The 16,443-nt window shown below is 64.7% G+C and carries 16 protein-coding genes and 1 pseudogene; 3 read left to right on the top strand and 14 right to left on the bottom strand.

Annotated elements, in window-relative coordinates:
- From U5782_RS11675 to U5782_RS11620, 12 genes are all read right to left on the bottom strand, one after another.
- Positions 1 to 1,166 (bottom strand): ESPR-type extended signal peptide-containing protein (locus U5782_RS11675; RefSeq protein WP_322043951.1); only part of this gene is annotated, 1,166 nt, incomplete at its 3' end.
- Between the two features lie 585 nt (positions 1,167 to 1,751).
- Positions 1,752 to 2,567, bottom strand: coding sequence for an orotidine-5'-phosphate decarboxylase (gene pyrF / locus U5782_RS11670; protein ID WP_322043950.1), 816 nt, complete (start codon positions 2,565 to 2,567; stop codon positions 1,752 to 1,754).
- A gap of 165 nt (positions 2,568 to 2,732) precedes the next feature.
- Positions 2,733 to 3,914, bottom strand: a complete 1,182-nt coding sequence (locus U5782_RS11665; RefSeq protein WP_322043949.1) for an aldose 1-epimerase — start codon at positions 3,912 to 3,914, stop codon at positions 2,733 to 2,735.
- Between the two features lie 264 nt (positions 3,915 to 4,178).
- Positions 4,179 to 5,084 carry an SMP-30/gluconolactonase/LRE family protein gene (locus U5782_RS11660; RefSeq protein WP_322043948.1) on the bottom strand — a complete coding sequence of 302 codons (906 nt, stop codon included), beginning with the start codon at positions 5,082 to 5,084 and terminating at the stop codon, positions 4,179 to 4,181.
- Positions 5,081 to 5,866: an SDR family NAD(P)-dependent oxidoreductase gene (locus U5782_RS11655; RefSeq protein ID WP_322043947.1), complete on the bottom strand. Its 786-nt coding sequence runs from the start codon at positions 5,864 to 5,866 to the stop codon at positions 5,081 to 5,083. The genes U5782_RS11660 and U5782_RS11655 overlap by 4 nt, the downstream gene beginning before the upstream one ends.
- A 25-nt stretch (positions 5,867 to 5,891) precedes the next feature.
- Complete coding sequence (araH, locus tag U5782_RS11650; RefSeq protein WP_322043946.1) at positions 5,892 to 6,932, bottom strand: L-arabinose ABC transporter permease AraH; 1,041 nt, start codon at positions 6,930 to 6,932, stop codon at positions 5,892 to 5,894.
- Positions 6,933 to 6,945: 13 nt separating this feature from the next.
- Positions 6,946 to 8,457 carry an L-arabinose ABC transporter ATP-binding protein AraG gene (araG, locus tag U5782_RS11645; RefSeq protein WP_322043945.1) on the bottom strand — a complete coding sequence of 504 codons (1,512 nt, stop codon included), beginning with the start codon at positions 8,455 to 8,457 and terminating at the stop codon, positions 6,946 to 6,948.
- 118 nt (positions 8,458 to 8,575) lie between these two features.
- Positions 8,576 to 9,577, bottom strand: coding sequence for an arabinose ABC transporter substrate-binding protein (locus tag U5782_RS11640; RefSeq protein WP_322043944.1), 1,002 nt, complete (start codon positions 9,575 to 9,577; stop codon positions 8,576 to 8,578).
- Between the two features lie 197 nt (positions 9,578 to 9,774).
- Complete coding sequence (locus U5782_RS11635; RefSeq protein ID WP_322043943.1) at positions 9,775 to 10,560, bottom strand: SDR family oxidoreductase; 786 nt, start codon at positions 10,558 to 10,560, stop codon at positions 9,775 to 9,777.
- Positions 10,557 to 11,243 carry a 2-dehydro-3-deoxy-6-phosphogalactonate aldolase gene (locus U5782_RS11630; protein WP_322043942.1) on the bottom strand — a complete coding sequence of 229 codons (687 nt, stop codon included), beginning with the start codon at positions 11,241 to 11,243 and terminating at the stop codon, positions 10,557 to 10,559. The genes U5782_RS11635 and U5782_RS11630 overlap by 4 nt, the downstream gene beginning before the upstream one ends.
- A 49-nt stretch (positions 11,244 to 11,292) precedes the next feature.
- Positions 11,293 to 12,321, bottom strand: a complete 1,029-nt coding sequence (locus U5782_RS11625) for a 2-dehydro-3-deoxygalactonokinase (RefSeq protein WP_322043941.1) — start codon at positions 12,319 to 12,321, stop codon at positions 11,293 to 11,295.
- Positions 12,318 to 13,271, bottom strand: a complete 954-nt coding sequence (locus U5782_RS11620) for an IclR family transcriptional regulator (RefSeq protein ID WP_322043940.1) — start codon at positions 13,269 to 13,271, stop codon at positions 12,318 to 12,320. Before U5782_RS11620 ends, U5782_RS11625 begins: the two co-directional genes overlap by 4 nt.
- Before the next feature lie 28 nt (positions 13,272 to 13,299).
- Here U5782_RS11620 and U5782_RS11615 point away from each other — a divergent pair, with 28 nt between their 5' ends.
- From U5782_RS11615 to U5782_RS11605, 3 genes and pseudogenes are all read left to right on the top strand, one after another.
- Positions 13,300 to 13,440: a hypothetical protein gene (locus U5782_RS11615; RefSeq protein ID WP_322043939.1), complete on the top strand. Its 141-nt coding sequence runs from the start codon at positions 13,300 to 13,302 to the stop codon at positions 13,438 to 13,440.
- A 312-nt stretch (positions 13,441 to 13,752) separates the two neighbouring features.
- Positions 13,753 to 14,111: pseudogene (locus tag U5782_RS11610) on the top strand (type II toxin-antitoxin system RelE/ParE family toxin).
- Positions 14,108 to 14,428: a helix-turn-helix domain-containing protein gene (locus tag U5782_RS11605; RefSeq protein ID WP_322043938.1), complete on the top strand. Its 321-nt coding sequence runs from the start codon at positions 14,108 to 14,110 to the stop codon at positions 14,426 to 14,428. The pseudogene U5782_RS11610 and the gene U5782_RS11605 overlap by 4 nt, the downstream one beginning before the upstream one ends.
- Before the next feature lie 56 nt (positions 14,429 to 14,484).
- On the opposite strand, the gene U5782_RS11600 is transcribed toward U5782_RS11605, so the two are convergent.
- Entirely contained in the window at positions 14,485 to 14,874 is a 390-nt protein-coding gene (locus U5782_RS11600) for a RidA family protein (RefSeq protein ID WP_322043937.1), read from the bottom strand.
- 67 nt (positions 14,875 to 14,941) lie between these two features.
- Positions 14,942 to 16,423 carry a D-aminoacylase gene (locus U5782_RS11595; protein WP_322043936.1) on the bottom strand — a complete coding sequence of 494 codons (1,482 nt, stop codon included), beginning with the start codon at positions 16,421 to 16,423 and terminating at the stop codon, positions 14,942 to 14,944.
- Between the last annotated feature and the right edge of the window lie 20 nt (positions 16,424 to 16,443).

The raw sequence follows: 16,443 nt of genomic DNA, 5'->3' as shown, positions 1-16,443 counted from the left end.
GTCACCACGCCGTTGGCCACGTTGTGCAGCGCGATGCCCTTGGTCGTACCCGAGCCGCCCAGCGTCACCGAAGTGTGTGCCGACGAGTCGTACATCACTGCATCTTGCAGTTGACCCTTCATGGTCGTCACGTCGCCTTGCAGCGTGGTGACCTGCCCCTGAATGGTCGTAACCTGACCTTGCAGCGTCGTGACCTGGCCTTGAATAGTTGTGACCTGACCTTGCAGCGTGGTGATGCTATTCGTGTTGGCCGTGATCTGCGTGTCCGCAGCGTAGAGCTGCGAGCCGTTCACCGCGTCCGTGCTCGTGGAGGTGATCTGGCCTGCCGCCACGTTCGTGAGTTGGCGTTCGTTGCCCGCCGAGCCAATGCTCAGCACGCCTACGGGCGCAGCACCCGCGTATGTATACGATTGACCGCCGATCACACCGCTGCCGACCGCAACCGCCGCGTTCGTGCTCGCGCCGTTGCCGATTGCCACCGAGTTTGCCGTCGAAACGCTCGAACCGTTACCGATTGCAATGCCGTTCGCGATCGAGGCGTTCGCCAGATTCCCGATAGCCACAGCGCCAGTACCCGCCGCTTTCGAGGTAGCGCCAATGGCCGTCGAATTTGCACCCGACGCGGTAGATGAGGTACCGAGCGACGTTGCGCTCGCGGCCGAAGCCGTTGCGTATTCACCAATCGCCGTCGTGTTCGTGTTCGACGAGATCGCCGCGCCACCCATCGCCATGGAGCCGGTCGTACCCGTTGCCTGCGCGCTGTTACCCATCGCGAAGCCATCAGTGCCCGAGGCATAGCTCGCTTTACCGATTGAAACGGTATTGGCACCGTTCGTCGTCGCGCTCAAGCCAATGCCAATACTGTAGGAACCGACGGTCGTGGCGTACTCGCCGATTGCATAACCATTGGTCGCCAGAACACCCAGACCGATCGCGACACCATCGGAACCGTTCGCTGGCCCGAGCTTGCCACCGCCGGCGGAAAACTGCGCATGTGCAGCCGTTGCCGAAGTCAGCGCTACGACTGCAACGGCCGCCGACATGGCCGCCGATGCAACACCGTGAGCCTTCTTCGATGAGGACTTGGAGCGTCCCTTCGCATTCTCATGAGCCGCAACCCATGTTCCCGTCGCTTCGTTCCAGACCGAACGATACGTCTTGTTCATTTGCAATCCTTAATAATCTATGTAGATCAACAAAATTTTTTGCGGAGTTTCATTTCCGCCTGAGACCGTAGTCAGAACGACTCCGAATACCTCATCCCCAAAGCACCACAACGATCTGATGAGTCGTTGCGGCCTTCAACCTGCCAAAGCTGGCCGGCGCTCGATTCCCATGAACTAGTGTCCGCCTTCCCCCATATCGAACCAATCGGACGAGTTCGATTCCGCACTAGCCGGCTCTCAGTGCTGGAATGGGCACCTTCAACGTAATGCGTGAGTTATGAAAAGTTGGACAGGGGTCGGACTGAAATGCGGGCGATACCAATGCCGGCACTTTCGATGTCAAAAACACGAACAAATGGCAATTCAGACCGCGTTCGCGAACACACAGCCGACCCTACGGCGCGCGCATGGACACTGACCGTTATGAGTGAGGGATATTACGGAGGGGAAGAGAGAGGGCGTATCAGACGACTCTTATTTTTCGAGTCGATAAAAAAGATAACGCCTAAATAAAACGAAGAGTGTTAAGAATTATTAGATCGTGGCCGACGCGCCATTTGAAAGCGCCGGCCACTCACGCCGCACTCAGCGGTAGGCGTTGATCCGGTCGCGCGTTTCTTGAGCAGCCGTTGCAGCCGCTTGCGCGTAGTCCTCGCCCTTGCTTGCGTAGATGATCGCGCGCGAGGAGTTGATGAGCATGCCGGTGCCGTTTGCGGTGCGACCGGCCTTGACGGTGGCTTCGACGTCGCCACCTTGCGCGCCAATGCCCGGAATCAGCAACGGCATGTCGCCGACGATCGAGCGAACGGTCTCGATTTCCTTCGGGAACGTCGCGCCCACCACGAGGCCCAGTTCACCGCTTGCATTCCATTTGTTCGCGGCGAGATCGGCCACGACTTGATATAGCGGCCTGCCGTCGACCGTCAGGAACTGCAGATCCGAACCGCCTGGGTTGGACGTGCGGCACAGCACGATCACGCCCTTGCCCTCGTGCGCGAGCCACGGCTCGATCGAATCGAACCCCATATAAGGGTTGACCGTCACCGCGTCCGCCTTGAAACGCTCAAAAGCCTCGCGTGCGTATTGCTCGGCAGTGCTGCCGATGTCGCCACGCTTGGCGTCGAGAATGACGGGCACGCCCGGATGTTTTTCGTGGATGTGCGCGATCAGCGCTTCGAGCTGGTCTTCGGCGCGGTGCGCGGCAAAGTAGGCAATCTGCGGCTTGAACGAGCTGGCGTACGGCGCCGTTGCATCGACGATGTCGCGGCAGAATTCGAAAATCGCATCGCTGCGCCCGGCCAGCGCGGCCGGAAACTTCGTCGGCTCGGGGTCGAGGCCGACGCACAGCAGCGAGCCGGTGCGCAGCCAGGCGGCGCCGAGGGTCTGAGTGAAGGAGGTCATGGTGAAATGCTCGCGGAGAGCCGGTATGGGGGAAAACGGCGCGTATTTTACCCGGGTTGGCAGGCAATGCCCCCTGCTACCCGCCCGGCCGGGCCGCCGCGGCAGCAACGCCAGGCGCGCTCGCCGGACGAATGCGGCCCGGGCCCCGAAGCGCCCGGGTAAGTCCTAGGCCCGCGTGCGCGCGCCCTTGCTGCCGCGCGTCCCCGCACGGCCACGTGCCCCGGCGCGATGCGGGCTCGCCGCCGCGCGCATGTCCATGCGCTCGACCGCGAAGGAAAAGCGCCGCACGAGCCGCTCGCCCTGCGCGAGGACCGTCATGCCGTTCGCGTCGCCGCCGCCGCGTAGATTGACCGCGTTGATCGGGTGATCGACCGGCTCGAAGCAGAAGAAGTCCTCGCCCGGCGGCGTGTAGAGCACGTAGTAGTCGGTGTTCGCGCAGATCGAAAGCGAAAGACGCCGGCGCTCCCAGACCACGGCCGCGCGCCCGCTCCAGCCGCTGAAGGCGTGATTCACGAGCTGATCCGGCAACGGATAGGCCACGCCGAACTGCCACGCGGGCGGCGCGGGCACATGGCGCACCGGCAGCCAGTCGTCGCCCGAGAGCCACAGGCCGCTTGCGGGAGCGGAAAGCTCGGTGCTGGCGTCGCGCGCGAGGAACGGATGCACGCCCAACCCGAACGGCAGCGCGTCTCGTCCGGTGTTCTCCACTTCGAGCGCGATCGTGAGCGTCGCACCGTCGAGCGCATAGGTCAGCGCCGAGCGGTACGAATACGGCTCGCCATCACTGTGATCGAGCACGAGACGCACGTTCTCGCGGTCGGCGCTTTCGATGCTCCACGGCGCGAGCCAGCCGTCGCCGTGAATCGGCAACGGCTCGCCCGCACGATTGCGCGGCACTTCGATGTCGCGGCCGCCAAAGTGAAAGCGCCCCGCGCCGATCCGGTTGGAATACGGCAGCAGCGGGTAGCACGCGAGTTCGTTCGGGTCCATGCGCGCGCTCACCTGCTCGCAACGCCGGAACACAGGTTCGAGCACGCCTTCGCTGCGCCAGTCGAAACGTGTGATGCCGCCGCCCAGTTGGGGCGCGACGTCGAGTCTCAAGTAAGCGTTGGTGAGCGTCACGCAGGCAACATCGCTGGTTCCGGCAGCACCGATGGCGACCGCCGAGGTACTCGGCCCCGCGATCACCGGATGCGTGGCGGCTTCGAGCCGCGCGCGGCGCGCGGCGGCCGGCGTACCGGCTGCAGGTGCCGCAGTCGCAGCGGCCGGCTGAGCCGCAACGGAGGATGCGGCAGAAGAACTACGGGATCGAGCAGTTTGACGCACAGCGGAATTCGCGACGCTCATGAGCGGCTCCTGGAGAGGCATGAATGTTTGCCGCCCCGGTAGGCGGCGCACGGGCGGCTTGTCTTCCACACGGCGGGCAGCATTGTATTCAATGGCTGCCTGCGTTGGGTTGCCGCCGCTTCTTGTCTTCGCCCTTCTGTGATTCGTACTGGCAAAACTACACGCACTACTGAATAGCCTGCTAATCGACTGTTGCCTGCCTACAACGCCGATGCCCCGGATTCGCGCTGGCGCGCTGTGCCCTGGGGGCCATGCATCGGTCTCTCAAACCTGTGGCGGTCTGCCGCGAAAGAGCGGTTCCGCCAATCCCTCACGGCCCGTCTGGACCACGAACACGCCGCCGGCGTGGGGTTCGCGCGCTAGCGCTTCATCGTCCAGCCCTTCGCGCGCGCTGGTCACATAGAGCGCCGAAAGCCGCGCTCCGCCGAGCGTAACGCAGCTAGGCTGCGACGTGGGAATCTTTACGCGCTCGGTTTCCACGCCATCCGGGCCGTAACGCACCACGCATTCACCACCCCACTGCGCGTTCCAGAGACCGCCTTCGGCATCGACGGTCGAGCCATCCGGCTCGCCTTCGTGATTCGGCACCTGCACAAAGAGGCGATCGTTTGCAATCGTTCCATCGGCCGCGTAATCGCAGGCGCGAATCTCCCGCGTGAAGGAATCGGCGTAATACATGGTCGCGCCATCCGGGCTGAAAGCGATGCTGTTCGAGATCGCCGCTACCGGCAGCGGCAGTTTCTCCAGCGTGAGATCGTGATTGAGCCGATAAAAACCGCCGATCTTCTCGAACGGCTTGCGCTCGTACTTGGTGCCGAAAACAAAGCGCCCCTGGCGGTCGCAGCGGCCGTCGTTCAGACGCGTGGGCAGATCCGGCTCGACCTCGACGATAGGCGTGATCTCGCCCGTTTCCAGATCGAAGAATGCCAGCCGGGAGGCGAGGCCGATCAACAGAAGGTTCGGGTCTTCGCAGAGCGCGAAGCATGCAAGGCGCTCGGGCATCGGCCACGTCTCATGCGAGCCGTCTGCGCCATCGTAGCGCGACAGGCTCGCGCCTTCGATATCGTTCCAGTAGAGCCGCCCGCTGTGCGAGCACCACGTCGCGCCCTCGCCCAGCGTGTTCTGCGCGTCGACGAGCAGTTCGGCAACGGTGCCACGCGTATCGCTCATGCCCAGCCTCCATCGACGACGATCTCTTGCGCCGTGATCATGCGGCTGTCGTCGGCGGCGAGGAAAAGCGCCATGCGCGCGAGGTCTTCGGGCAGCAGTTCGGCGTCGATGCACTGGCCGCGCTTGATGTTTTCGCGTCCTTCGTCGGTGAGCCACAGGCGGCGCTGCTTGTCGGTCATCACCCAACCCGGCAGCAACGAATTCACGCGGATGCCGTACTGGCCGAGATCCTTGGCCAGGCCGCTCGTGAGCCCCTGCACCGCAGACTTGCTCATCACATAGACCGGATAGTCGCTGTTCTTGAGCCTCCAGCTAATCGAGCCGAGGTTGATGATCGAGCCGCGCTTCGCAGCCTTCATGTCCTCGGCCACGGCCTGCGCGGCGAACAGTTGATGGCGCACGTTCACCGCGATGCCCGCGTCGAACGATTCGGGCGTGACGTCCGCTAGCGTGTGACGCTTGTCGTTCGCGGCGTTGTTCACGAGCACTTCGATGGGCCCGAGCGCCGCCTTCACGTTGGCGATGGCGGCGCGCAGCGCGGCGATGTCGGTGAGATCGACGGCCGCGAACAACGGCTTGTGCCGCGAATCGCCAAGCTGGTCGGCCAGCGCCGCGCCCGCGCTCGCGTCGATATCGAAAAAGGCGACGCGCGCGCCCTGCGCCGCGAAGTGCTCGACGAACGACGCGCCGATACCGGTCGCACCGCCCGTGATGAGGACGACGCGATCCGCGAGACTCGGGTAACGCGCGTAGTTTGCGTGCGAGTGTGCACTGGACGACATAAGCTCAGGCTCCTTCGAAGATCGTTTAATCGCGTGCGCCGCGGTTCTTCAACTGATCGAGCAGCACCGCCGCGAGCAGGATCGCGCCGCGCACGAGGTACTGATAGAACGCGTCGATATTGAGCAGGTTCATCACGTTCTCGACCGTACCCATGATCAGCACGCCAATCACCACGCCCGAGATCGTCGCCCGCCCGCCCAGCAGCGAGACGCCACCCAGCACGCACGCGGAAATCACGTTCAGCTCGAACCCTTCGGCCGCGTTCGGCTGGCCCGAGGTGATACGCGCGGCGAGAATCACGCCCGCGAGCGCCGTCACCGCGCCCTGGATCAGGAAGATCCACACGCGCGTACGTTCGACCTTGATGCCCGCGAGACGCGACGCTTCCGGATTGCCGCCGATCGCCAGCGTGTTGCGACCGTACACGGTCTGATTGAGCATCACGCCAAACACGATGAAGCAGATGAGCGTGACCCAGATCGGCAATTGCACGCCGAAGAAAGCCATCGTACCCATCGCGATGAAGGTATCCGACGACACGCCCACCGCCTGACCGTGCGAAACGATAAAGCCAAGACCGCGCACGATTTCCATCGTCGCCAGCGTCGTGATCAGCGCGTTGATGCGCAGATACGCGATCACCGCGCCGTTCACGAAGCCGATCGCCGCGCCCGCCGCCACCGCCGCGACGATCGCGATGAAGGTGTTGTTGGTGGCGTTGAGCACCATCGCGCACAGCACGCCTGCGAATGCGACCGTCGAGCCCACCGAGAGGTCGAAGTCACGCGAGGCGAGACAGAACATCATCGTGCAGGCCACCATGCCGATCTGCGAGACCGACAACGCGAGGCCCAGCATGTTATCGATCGAGAAGAAGTGATCGACGGTCAGCGACATCACGGCAAACATGACCACAAAGATCACGATCAGGCTGTATTCCGTGATCTGCTGCCACCACTTCTGCTTGTCGCTGGACTTCGGGATCAGCGCATCGGCGGCGCTATGCGCCACGCTCTTGGCCGCGTCTGCGGCTTCGGCCGCCAGGTTGTCTCGTTGCATTTGCATCACTCCTTCCCCATCAAGCGGCACGACGCTGCGCGCCTTGCGGCAACGCCAGGTCCAGCACCGCATGTTCGCTCGCCGCGCTGCGCGGCAACTCGCCCGAAATGCGGCCCTCGCGCATCACCACGATGCGGTCCGAGACGCCCAGCACTTCCGGCAATTCCGATGACACCATCACGATCGCGCAACCGCGCTGCGCAAGCTGATAGATGACGTTGTAGATTTCGTGCTTCGCGCCCACGTCGATACCGCGCGTGGGCTCGTCGAGAATCACCACCTTCAGATCGGGTTCCGCCAGCCAGCGCGACAGAATCGCCTTCTGCTGGTTGCCGCCCGAGAGAAAACGGATCTTCTGGCGGCGGCTCGGCGTCTTGATCTTCAGCAGCTTGATGAAGCGATCGGCTGTTTCGGCTTCCTTCTTGCGGTCGAGGAACATGCCCGCGCGCAGGAAATGGCGGCGGCAACTGATGTTGATGTTCTCCGATACCGTTGCCATCGCAACGATCCCCTGCTCCTTGCGGTCTTCGGGGCACAGCACGATGCCATGACGGATCGCGTCGCTTGCGCTCTTCACGCGGATCGTCTTGCCGTCCAGTTCGATCTCGCCCGCACGGCGCTTGTTGGTGCCGTAGATCAGCTGCATCAGCTCGCTGCGGCCCGCGCCCACGAGGCCGAAAAAGCCGACGATCTCGCCCGCCTTGACCTCGAAACTCGCGGGCTGCGCGAGCGGATGCCCTTCGACGCCACGCACCGCGAGGCGCACGTTGCCATGCTCGCGCGGCGAATAGTTGTAGATGTCGCTGATCTCGCGGCCCACCATTTCCGCCACGAGCGTTTCGCGCTTCACCTCTTCGAGCTTCTCGTGCGAAGCGATCTTGCGACCGTCGCGGAAGATCGTGCAGGCGTTGCACAGCTCATAGATCTCGTCCATGCGATGCGAGATGTAGATGAGCGCGCGATTGTCGGCGCGCAGTTCGCGCACGAGCTTGAACAGCACTTCAGTCTCGCGGTGCGAGAGCGAGCTGGTGGGTTCGTCGAGCGCAATCACGCGCGCATTGCGCAACAGCGCCTTGCAGATTTCCACCATCTGCCGCTGCGCGATGGAGAGCTTGCGCAGCTTCGCGGCGGGATCGAGATCCACGCCCATCGCGGCCAGACGCTCGCGCACGAACTTGCGCGCCTCGCCACGCTTCACCCAGCCGAGCGCGTTGGGCAGTGCGCCCAGCAACAGATTCTCCGCGACCGTGAGGTCCGGTACGTATTGCAGTTCCTGGTGAATCACGGCGATGCCCGCGCCGATCGAAGCCGCCGCGTCGGCGAACTTCACTTCGCTGCCGTCCACGAGAATGCGGCCCGAATCGGGCTGATACTCGCCGCCGAGAATCTTCAGCAGCGTGGACTTGCCCGCGCCGTTCTCGCCCATGAGGCCATGCACTTCGCCGGCGTTCACCTCGAACGACACGCTGTCGAGCGCGCGCACGCCGGGGAACACCTTGCCGATATTGTCAAAACGCAGTGTCGCTGACACTTCGGTTTCCTCTCTTTCCCGCTCATTCGATAGGCCGCGCGCGCGGCCAGCCTGTGCTTCATGGGCACGCTGGCCGCCGCTGCGGCGGGAAACACTTCCAGTCACGCTAGCCGCGTGATTACTTCGATGCGAGGCCCATCTGCTCGCGCACCTGGGCCACGTTGTCGCGCGTGGCCAGCATGCCGGTCGTCAGCGTCAGCGCCGGCGGCTCCTTGCCTTGCGTGATCCACGTGTACATCAGGTCCGAAGTCTCTTCGCCGTGACGCTTCGGGCTGATGATGACGGTGCCGTAGAAGCCCGTCGGTTCCGGCTTCTTGAACTCGTTGAGCGCCGAATCCGAGCCGCCGATACCAATGCCGATCATGTTGTCGGCCTTGAAGCCGCGGCCTTCTGCGGCGCGCACGGCGCCCAGCACGGCTTCGTCGTTCAGGCCGTAGGCGACCCAGTGCTTGAACTGCGGGTTCTTCGTCAGCGCGATATTGGCGGCGTTGAAGGCGTTTTCCGTGTCGGTCTTCGCCTGCGGCGCGGCGATAATGTTCGCCTTCGGGAAGCCCGCGGCCACGAGCGCATCGGTTGCGCCGCTCGTGCGGTCGTGTGCGGTCGGCAGTTGCTCGTAGGTCACGTCGATCGCGCCAACGTCCTTCATATCCCAGCCGCGCTTCTTGATCTCTGCGGCGATGCCGTCGCCCACCTGCTTGCCGATGTTGTAGGCGGAAATGCCCATATGCGGCACGGACTCGATCGGCTTGCCCGAGCCATCGACGAGACGGTCGTCGACGGTCATCATCTTGAGCTTGTCGGCCTTGGCCTTGGCGACGATGCCCGGCCCGAGCTTCACGTCAGGCGTGCAGATGATGAAGCCCTGGGCCTTCTGCGCAGCAAGGTTGTCGATCGCGCTCATGACCTTTTCGCCCGACGGCGCGCCGATCTTCACCAGCGTGAAGCCCTTTTGCTTCGCGGCCATCTCGGCGAACTTCCATTCGTCCTGGAACCACGGCTCTTCGGGCTGCTTCACGAGAAAGCCGATCTTCACCGGATCGGCAGCCTGCGCGACGGGCGCCTGAACGAGTACGGCGGTCGTCGCGGCCGCGATCAGCGTGAGGAAAATCCTGCGTTGCATGATGTCAGTCTCCTGTCTTCTTCAGTCACGGGAAGGGTAGCGGCCGCTTTTTTCTGCCTTCGCCCGCGCGCGGCCAGCGCTGCGGCGAAAGTGCTTCGTTGTCTTTACGACGTGTCTCTGCTGCGTTGTCTTGCCTTCGTGCTGCTTTTTATTGCTTGCTTGACTACCTGGGTACTGCGAAATCTCTACGCCTCACGCTATTCGTGATGCAGCGCGGTACGCCCGCCGTCGATCGTGATGCAGCTCGCGTTGATGAACGGCGCTTCATCCGAGGCGAGAAACACGGCAGTCATCGCCACTTCCTCCGGCTTGCCGATGCGCTTCATCGGCGGCAATTCGAGCGTCGCGCGGCGCGCCGCCTCCGGGTCGGGTTGCGCGTTCCACCAGTCGTGCGTCAGTTGCGTCTCGATATAGCCCGGCGCGATTGCGTTCACACGCACGTTCTTCGGCGCGTATTCGATGCCGAGCGCACGCGTGAGGCCAATCACGCCATGCTTGGCGACCGGGTACGGAAAGCAGCCCGGAATGATCTGGAACGCGTGGGTCGAGGCGATGTTGACGATGCTGCCCGCGCGGCGTTCGATCATGCCCGGCAGCACGGCGCGGCAGCCGTTCCACACGCCGTCGAGATCGACGGCGAAACAGCGCCGCCAGTCGTCGTCGGTCATCGTGAGCGGATCGGCGAATACGTTGATGCCCGCGTTGTTCACGAGCACGTCGACGGGGCCGAACGCGCGCTGCGCTTGCTCCACGGCGGCCTGCACCGAGGCGGACTGCGTAACGTCGGTTTGCACGGCCAGCACCTTCGCACCGACATCGCCGGTCGCTGCGGCGATCTCCTGAGCCGTAGCTTGCGCGGTCGCGAGGTCGAGTTCGGCGAGCACCACGGCCGCGCCCTCGGCGGCAAACGCGCGCGCGATCGCCGCGCCGATGCCGCGTCCAGCGCCCGTCACGAGTGCAACCTTGCCCGTCAGACGGTTCACGCCGTCACTCCTTGCGCCCTGGCCGTTTCGAGCCAGCCGGCGATAAACGCGAGCGCGTTGGCGCGCGTCGCGGCCACGTCCTGGCCCGGCTTGTAGAGCGCCGAGCCAAGACCGAAGCCGCTCGCGCCCGCCGCCAGTTGCGGCCCCATGTTGTCGGGCTTCACGCCGCCCACCGGCAACAGCGGCACGACCGGCGGAATCACGGCGCGCCAGGCCTTCGTCACTTCGGGGCCGAGTTGCTCGGCCGGGAACATCTTGAGGCCGTCCGCGCCGCACTTGAGCGCTGCGAACGCTTCGGTCGGCGTGGCGACGCCCGGCACGCAAGCGAGGCCTTGCAGCTTCGCGGCAAGGATCACCTCGGTGTCCGCGTGCGGCATCACGATCAGTTCACCGCCCGCGGCCTTCACGTCGCGCACGCGCTCGGTCGACAGCACGGTGCCTGCGCCGATCATCGCGTCGGCAGGCAGCGTCGCGCGCAGCGCTGCGATGCTTTCGAGCGGCGACGGCGAGTTGAGCGGCACCTCGATGATCCGGAAACCCGCCTCGTAGATCGCGCGGCCGTGCTGGGCGGCCTCGGCGGGCTTGATGCCGCGCACGATCGCGATCATCCGGCACGCGGCGAACGCGGCCACGAAGCCAGCGTGAGGCGTGTACGGAGCGGGCAGGTTCAGTTCGGGTTGCATGTACGTGTCCTGTAAATGACGTTGGCAGTCGTGGCTTGTCAGACGTTGTTCAAGCGCCGGCGTTGACGAGGCCCGCGCGCACCGCGATGCACCAGAGGCCGCGCTCGGTCGCGCCGCGCACGATCTCGGCGCCCGTGCAGCCGAACTGCGCCAGCGCCTGCCGATAGCGCTCGCACAAGGCATCGGCCCCGATCAGCCGCGGCGCGCAGGCAGAAAGCGCGACGTCGCGGCGCGCCAGCACCGCTTCGAGCCCGGCGAGTTCGTGGCCGATCACGAGACCCGAGAGATAGTCGGGTTGTTCGTCGGCGGCCAGTTGGTCGGTCAAACCCAGCGTGCGTGTGCTGAACGCGGTGGCGAGCAGCCCCGCGCTGCCGTGTTCGCGCGCCACCGTCACGCCACGCAGAAACGCGGCCGTGTCCGGCGCGGCCGGGTGCTTCATGGTGCGGCCGAGAATCGTGTGCGCCGTGAGCGCCGCGTAGACTTCGCCCGTCATGAAGGTATAGAAACGCGCGATGCGCGCGTCTTCCAGCACCGCCCATTTCGCGTGCGTGCCCGGCAGGCCGATGAGCGCCGTCTGGGCTGTCGGTGTGCCCTGCCCCTGAGCGCTCCCGGTTTGCGCGAGCATCGCGCCAAGGATCTGCGTTTCCTCGCCGCGCATGACATTGGGCAGCGCGCCTGGCTCCAGCACGCCGGGCACCACGGCGATCTCGGCGCCGCATGCCGCGCGCACCTTGACGATGCCGGCCACGAGCGCGTCCTCGCCTGCGGGCGTTTCCACGTAAGGCGCCTGTACCCAGCCCTGCGCGCTGCCCACCATGCCCGCGGCCAGCACGGGCAGCGACGGCGCTTGCGCGAGCCACACGCCGCACGCTTCGTCGAATGCGGCGTCGAAACCGCCCTCTTCGGCCGGTACCGGCAGATTCATGATTCCCGCCGTCGACATACGGGTGTCGAGCACCTTGCCCGCCGCATCGAAGAGATACGCGCGCAGCGACGTCGTGCCCCAATCGAGCGCGATCAGTGCGGCCTTACCTGGTTTGCCGTGTTCCATGTGCTGTTCTGTCGTGCGGCCGGTCATCGGCGAATCCTGCGCGTGGCGGGCTGCGGCGCGCGCCAGCCGAGTTCCTGCGAAATCGCCCGCGCCTCGCGCTGCAAGACCGGAATCAGTTCGTCCATGCGTTCGAGCGGCATGTAGGGAATCGTGCTCGCCACCGAGAGCGCCGCGACGATCGCACCCGAAGCGTCGCGCACCGGCGCCGCCACGCAGCGGATCGAAATTTCGTTCTCCTCCAGATCGAAGGTATAGCCACCTGCCGAGTAGGTGGCCATGCGCTTGATGAAGGTGTCGGGGTCGAGGCTGTGATCGGGGCGGAAACTCACGGCGGCCAGCGTGCGCCGCGACGCTTCGAACAGATCGCGCCAGGACTGCGGCGTGAGGTCGAGCATCATCGCCTTGCCGATGCCGGTCGAGGCGAGCGGCATGCGGTGCCCCACGCGCGAGCGCATTTCGAGGCCGCGCTGGCCGGGGATCTTGTCGATGTAGAGCACATCGTCGCCGTCGCGCACGCCGAGGTGGATCGTGTCGAGCGTGGCGTCGGCGAGGGCTTCGAGGTGCGTACGGGCGACAGCCGTGAGCGGCATCTGTTCGAGCGCGATGGTGCCCAGTTCGATCAGCTTCGGGCCGAGCAGATAGCCGCCCTGCACCTGGCGCAGATAGCGCGCCTGCACGAGGCTCGACACGAGCCGGTGCGTGGTGCTGCGCGTGGTGCCGAGCACCGCGCCGAAGGAGCGCAGATCGCGCACGCCGGCCGCAGCGGCTTCGAGGATCGCGAGACCGCGCAGCAGCGTCTGCGTGCCGGCTTGCGCCGAACCGTCGAGCAGCGTGCCGGGCAGACCGACGATCTCGTCGGTGGCGGCGCGGCCTTTCGGTTGCAGAGGCGGTTGCGCTTGCGGGGCTTTCGGCGGCTGGACGGGTTCGTCGACGCTGTCGAGGCGTTCCGCGAGATTCGGGGACATCGCTTTATTCATGGCGAGTGTCGATCAAGGAAAACGGGAGATGAACGCGCGGCGTCAGACGACGGCGCGCGGGCCACGGTTCGGGGTGCTGCGGCGCGCTTTGGCGCAGGACGGCGGACGGCACGAGGCCGCGCACTTCGCGGGCTGGAACATGGCAAACGTCTCCGGTTTGGCCCGCTAAAACACGCGTTAGACGCGCTTGCGGACTTTTTCTTTAGGTCTGGCCGATGGGGTTCGACGCGCGGTCTTGCGATCTTGCGGACTGCGATGCACGTCGTATCGGATGGATCGGATTGTAGGGCGGTTTTTCCGGGATCTCCAATATGTGATTGGGTCGCTCATATATTGGGAATTTCAGTCTTATCCGGATGGATAACGTTACGGCGATCTTGATGGAATCGAGGGCGCGATCGCCCGTCCCTCCAGAGACTTGAGCCATGTCATCCCCGGCGTGTGCCGGGGTCGCTCAACGCTCTGGAGGACATATAAAATTTTGTATAACCTCAAACTTGAAAAGCGCGTGAGGTTCTGCGGCAGCGCGTTAGCCGATCTTCAGACATTTCCCGTCAACGCCCGCAAAGAGGCCGGACGGCAGATTCGTCTCGTGCAGGGGGAGAAGAGCCGGACGACTGGAAGCCGGTCAATCCGGTCGGGCCGGGTACGCGTGAAATCCGTGTTCGGGACAGAGGTAACGCGTACCGCGTCCTCTACGTGGCAACGTTTCGCGACGCAGTCTACGTACTGCATTGCTTTCAGAAGAAGACCGACAAGATTCCCTTTGCCGATATGTCGTTAGCCGCCCGGCGATATCGTGCAATACGGGCGACAAGCAACCAGGAGCATGAACCATGAAGTTCGAAACCTTCGACAACGTATGGGACGCCATCGAGGACACACCCGGTGCAGCGGCGAACATGGAAATGCGCTGTCAGTTGATGTTTGCGCTCGAGGAGCACATCAAGCGTCACCAGATGACGCAGGCGCAGGCCGCGGCGCTCTTCGGCGTCACGCAACCGCGCGTCTCCGACCTCATGCGCGGCAAGATCGGGCGCTTCGGTATCGACATGCTCGTCAACATGGCCGCAACGGCTGGCATGAAGATCGAGCTGAGAATCCATGAAGGGCCGCCGCGCAAAGCCAATGCGCAAGAAAAAACGGCCACCCGATAACCCGGGCAGCCGCTCTCAGACTCTCAACGCGTGACGCATTTCACGCCACGCCAGCCTCACTTGCCGGCCGGCGCCTTGTACGCAATGCAATCCACTTCGACCTTGCAGTCCACCACCATGCTCGACTGCACGCAGGCGCGTGCGGGCGGATGCTCGCCGAAGTATTCGCGGAACACCTTGTTGAAGGACTGGAAGTCGCGCGCGTCGTCGAGCCACACGCCGCAACGCACGACGTGCTCCGCGCCGTAGCCGGCTTCCTTCAGGATGGCGAAGACATTCTGAAGGGTCTTGTGCGACTGCTCAACGATACCGCCGTTGATCACCTCGCCGTTTTCCATCGGCGTCTGGCCCGACACATACAGCCAGCCGTCGGCTTCCACTGCGCGCGCGAACGGCAGGTGTTGCCCGCCCTGGCCCTTACCGCCTTCCGCTCCAATTCGTTTCATCTTTTGCTCCTTTGCGTTCGTGCGGCGCGCGAGCAAGGTGCCGCGCGCCGGGGTCTAAATTGAGTGCCTAGAATGGCGTGGCGTCCGTGCCGGTTTCCCGCTTGCCGCGCGCGACGAAATGGCCCGCGCGCTCGCCCGTGGGCTGGCCATCGCGGTATGAGAGCACGCCGTTCACCCACACTGCGTCGATACCTTCAGCCACCTGCTGCGGCTTGTCGAAGGTCGCCGCATCGCGCACCGTGGCGGGATCGAACAGCACGAGGTCGGCATGCCAGCCCACGTGCACCTCGCCGCGCTGTGCGAGACCGAAGCGCCGCGCCGTCAGCCCGGTCATCTTGCGCACCGCCTCTTCGAGCGGCAGCAGCTTCGCGTCGCGCGCGTAATGGCCGAGTACCCGCGGAAACGCGCCCCACAGTCGCGGATGCGGCAGCGGATCGTTGGGCAGACCATCGGAGCCCACCATCGTCGCCGGGTGCGAGAGGATGCGGCGCACGTCGTCCTCGGACATGTTGTGATAGACCGCGCCGGCCGGTTGCAGACGCTTGCCGGCTTCCTGCTGCGACACACCCCATTCGGCGGCGATGTCCTTGATGAGCTTGCCCGCCTGCTCGGGATGCGGCGTCGACCACGTGATCGTGATGTCGATGTCGCCCGTCACCTGCTTCAGATCGAGCGTCGACGAGCTGCGGCTGTACGGATAGCAGTCGCAACCCACCGGCTGATACTTGCGCGCGCCATCCAGCGACGCCAGCACTTCCGTGCTGCGCCCCCAGTTCGACGGACCTGCGCATTTCAGATGCGAAATCACGACCGGCACGCGCGCATGCTTGCCGATGTGATACGCCTCCTCCATCGCCTCGAGGATCGCATCGAATTCGGTGCGCATATGCGTCGTGTAGAGCGCGCCCGCGAGCGCGAGCGGTTCGGCGAGCGTGGCGACTTCTTCCGTCGACGCCTCATAAGCCGAGCCATAAGCGAGCCCCGTCGACAGGCCGAGCGCGCCGTTGGCCAGCGCTTCTTCGAGCTGCTCGCGCATCGCGTTGATCTCCGCGCCAGTCGCCGCGCGCTTGAGATCGTCGAGATGGTTGTTGCGCAGCGCCGTGTGGCCGACCAGCGCGCCGACGTTCACGGCGGGCTTCGCCGCATTCACGGCCGCCACGTACGCCGCGAAGGTCGGGTACTGGAACGCCTCGCGCGCGCCGAGCAGATTCATCGGATCAGGCGGATCGCCCTTGAGCGAAACCGGTGAGGCACTGATCCCGCAGTTGCCGACGATTACCGTCGTCACGCCCTGGCTGATCTTGGGCAGCATCTGTGGCGAGCCGATCACATGGGTGTCGTCGTGCGTGTGCACGTCGATGAACCCAGGCGCCAGCGCGCGGCCATTGGCCTCGACCACTTCTTCGGCGAGCCAGTTCGACAGATTGCCGATGGCGACGATGCGTCCGTCGCGCAGCGCCACGTCGCGTTCGACGGGCGGCGCGCCCGTGCCGTCATAAAGCATGGCGCCAACGATCAAGGTGTCGGCAGCTTCGGGATGCGAATGCATGTCAGGGTCTCCTGTCGATC

The sequence above is a fragment of the Paraburkholderia sp. J67 genome (assembly GCF_905220265.1).
In the GTDB taxonomy this organism is placed as follows: domain Bacteria; phylum Pseudomonadota; class Gammaproteobacteria; order Burkholderiales; family Burkholderiaceae; genus Paraburkholderia.
This window is presented reverse-complemented; position numbering and strand designations above follow the sequence as displayed.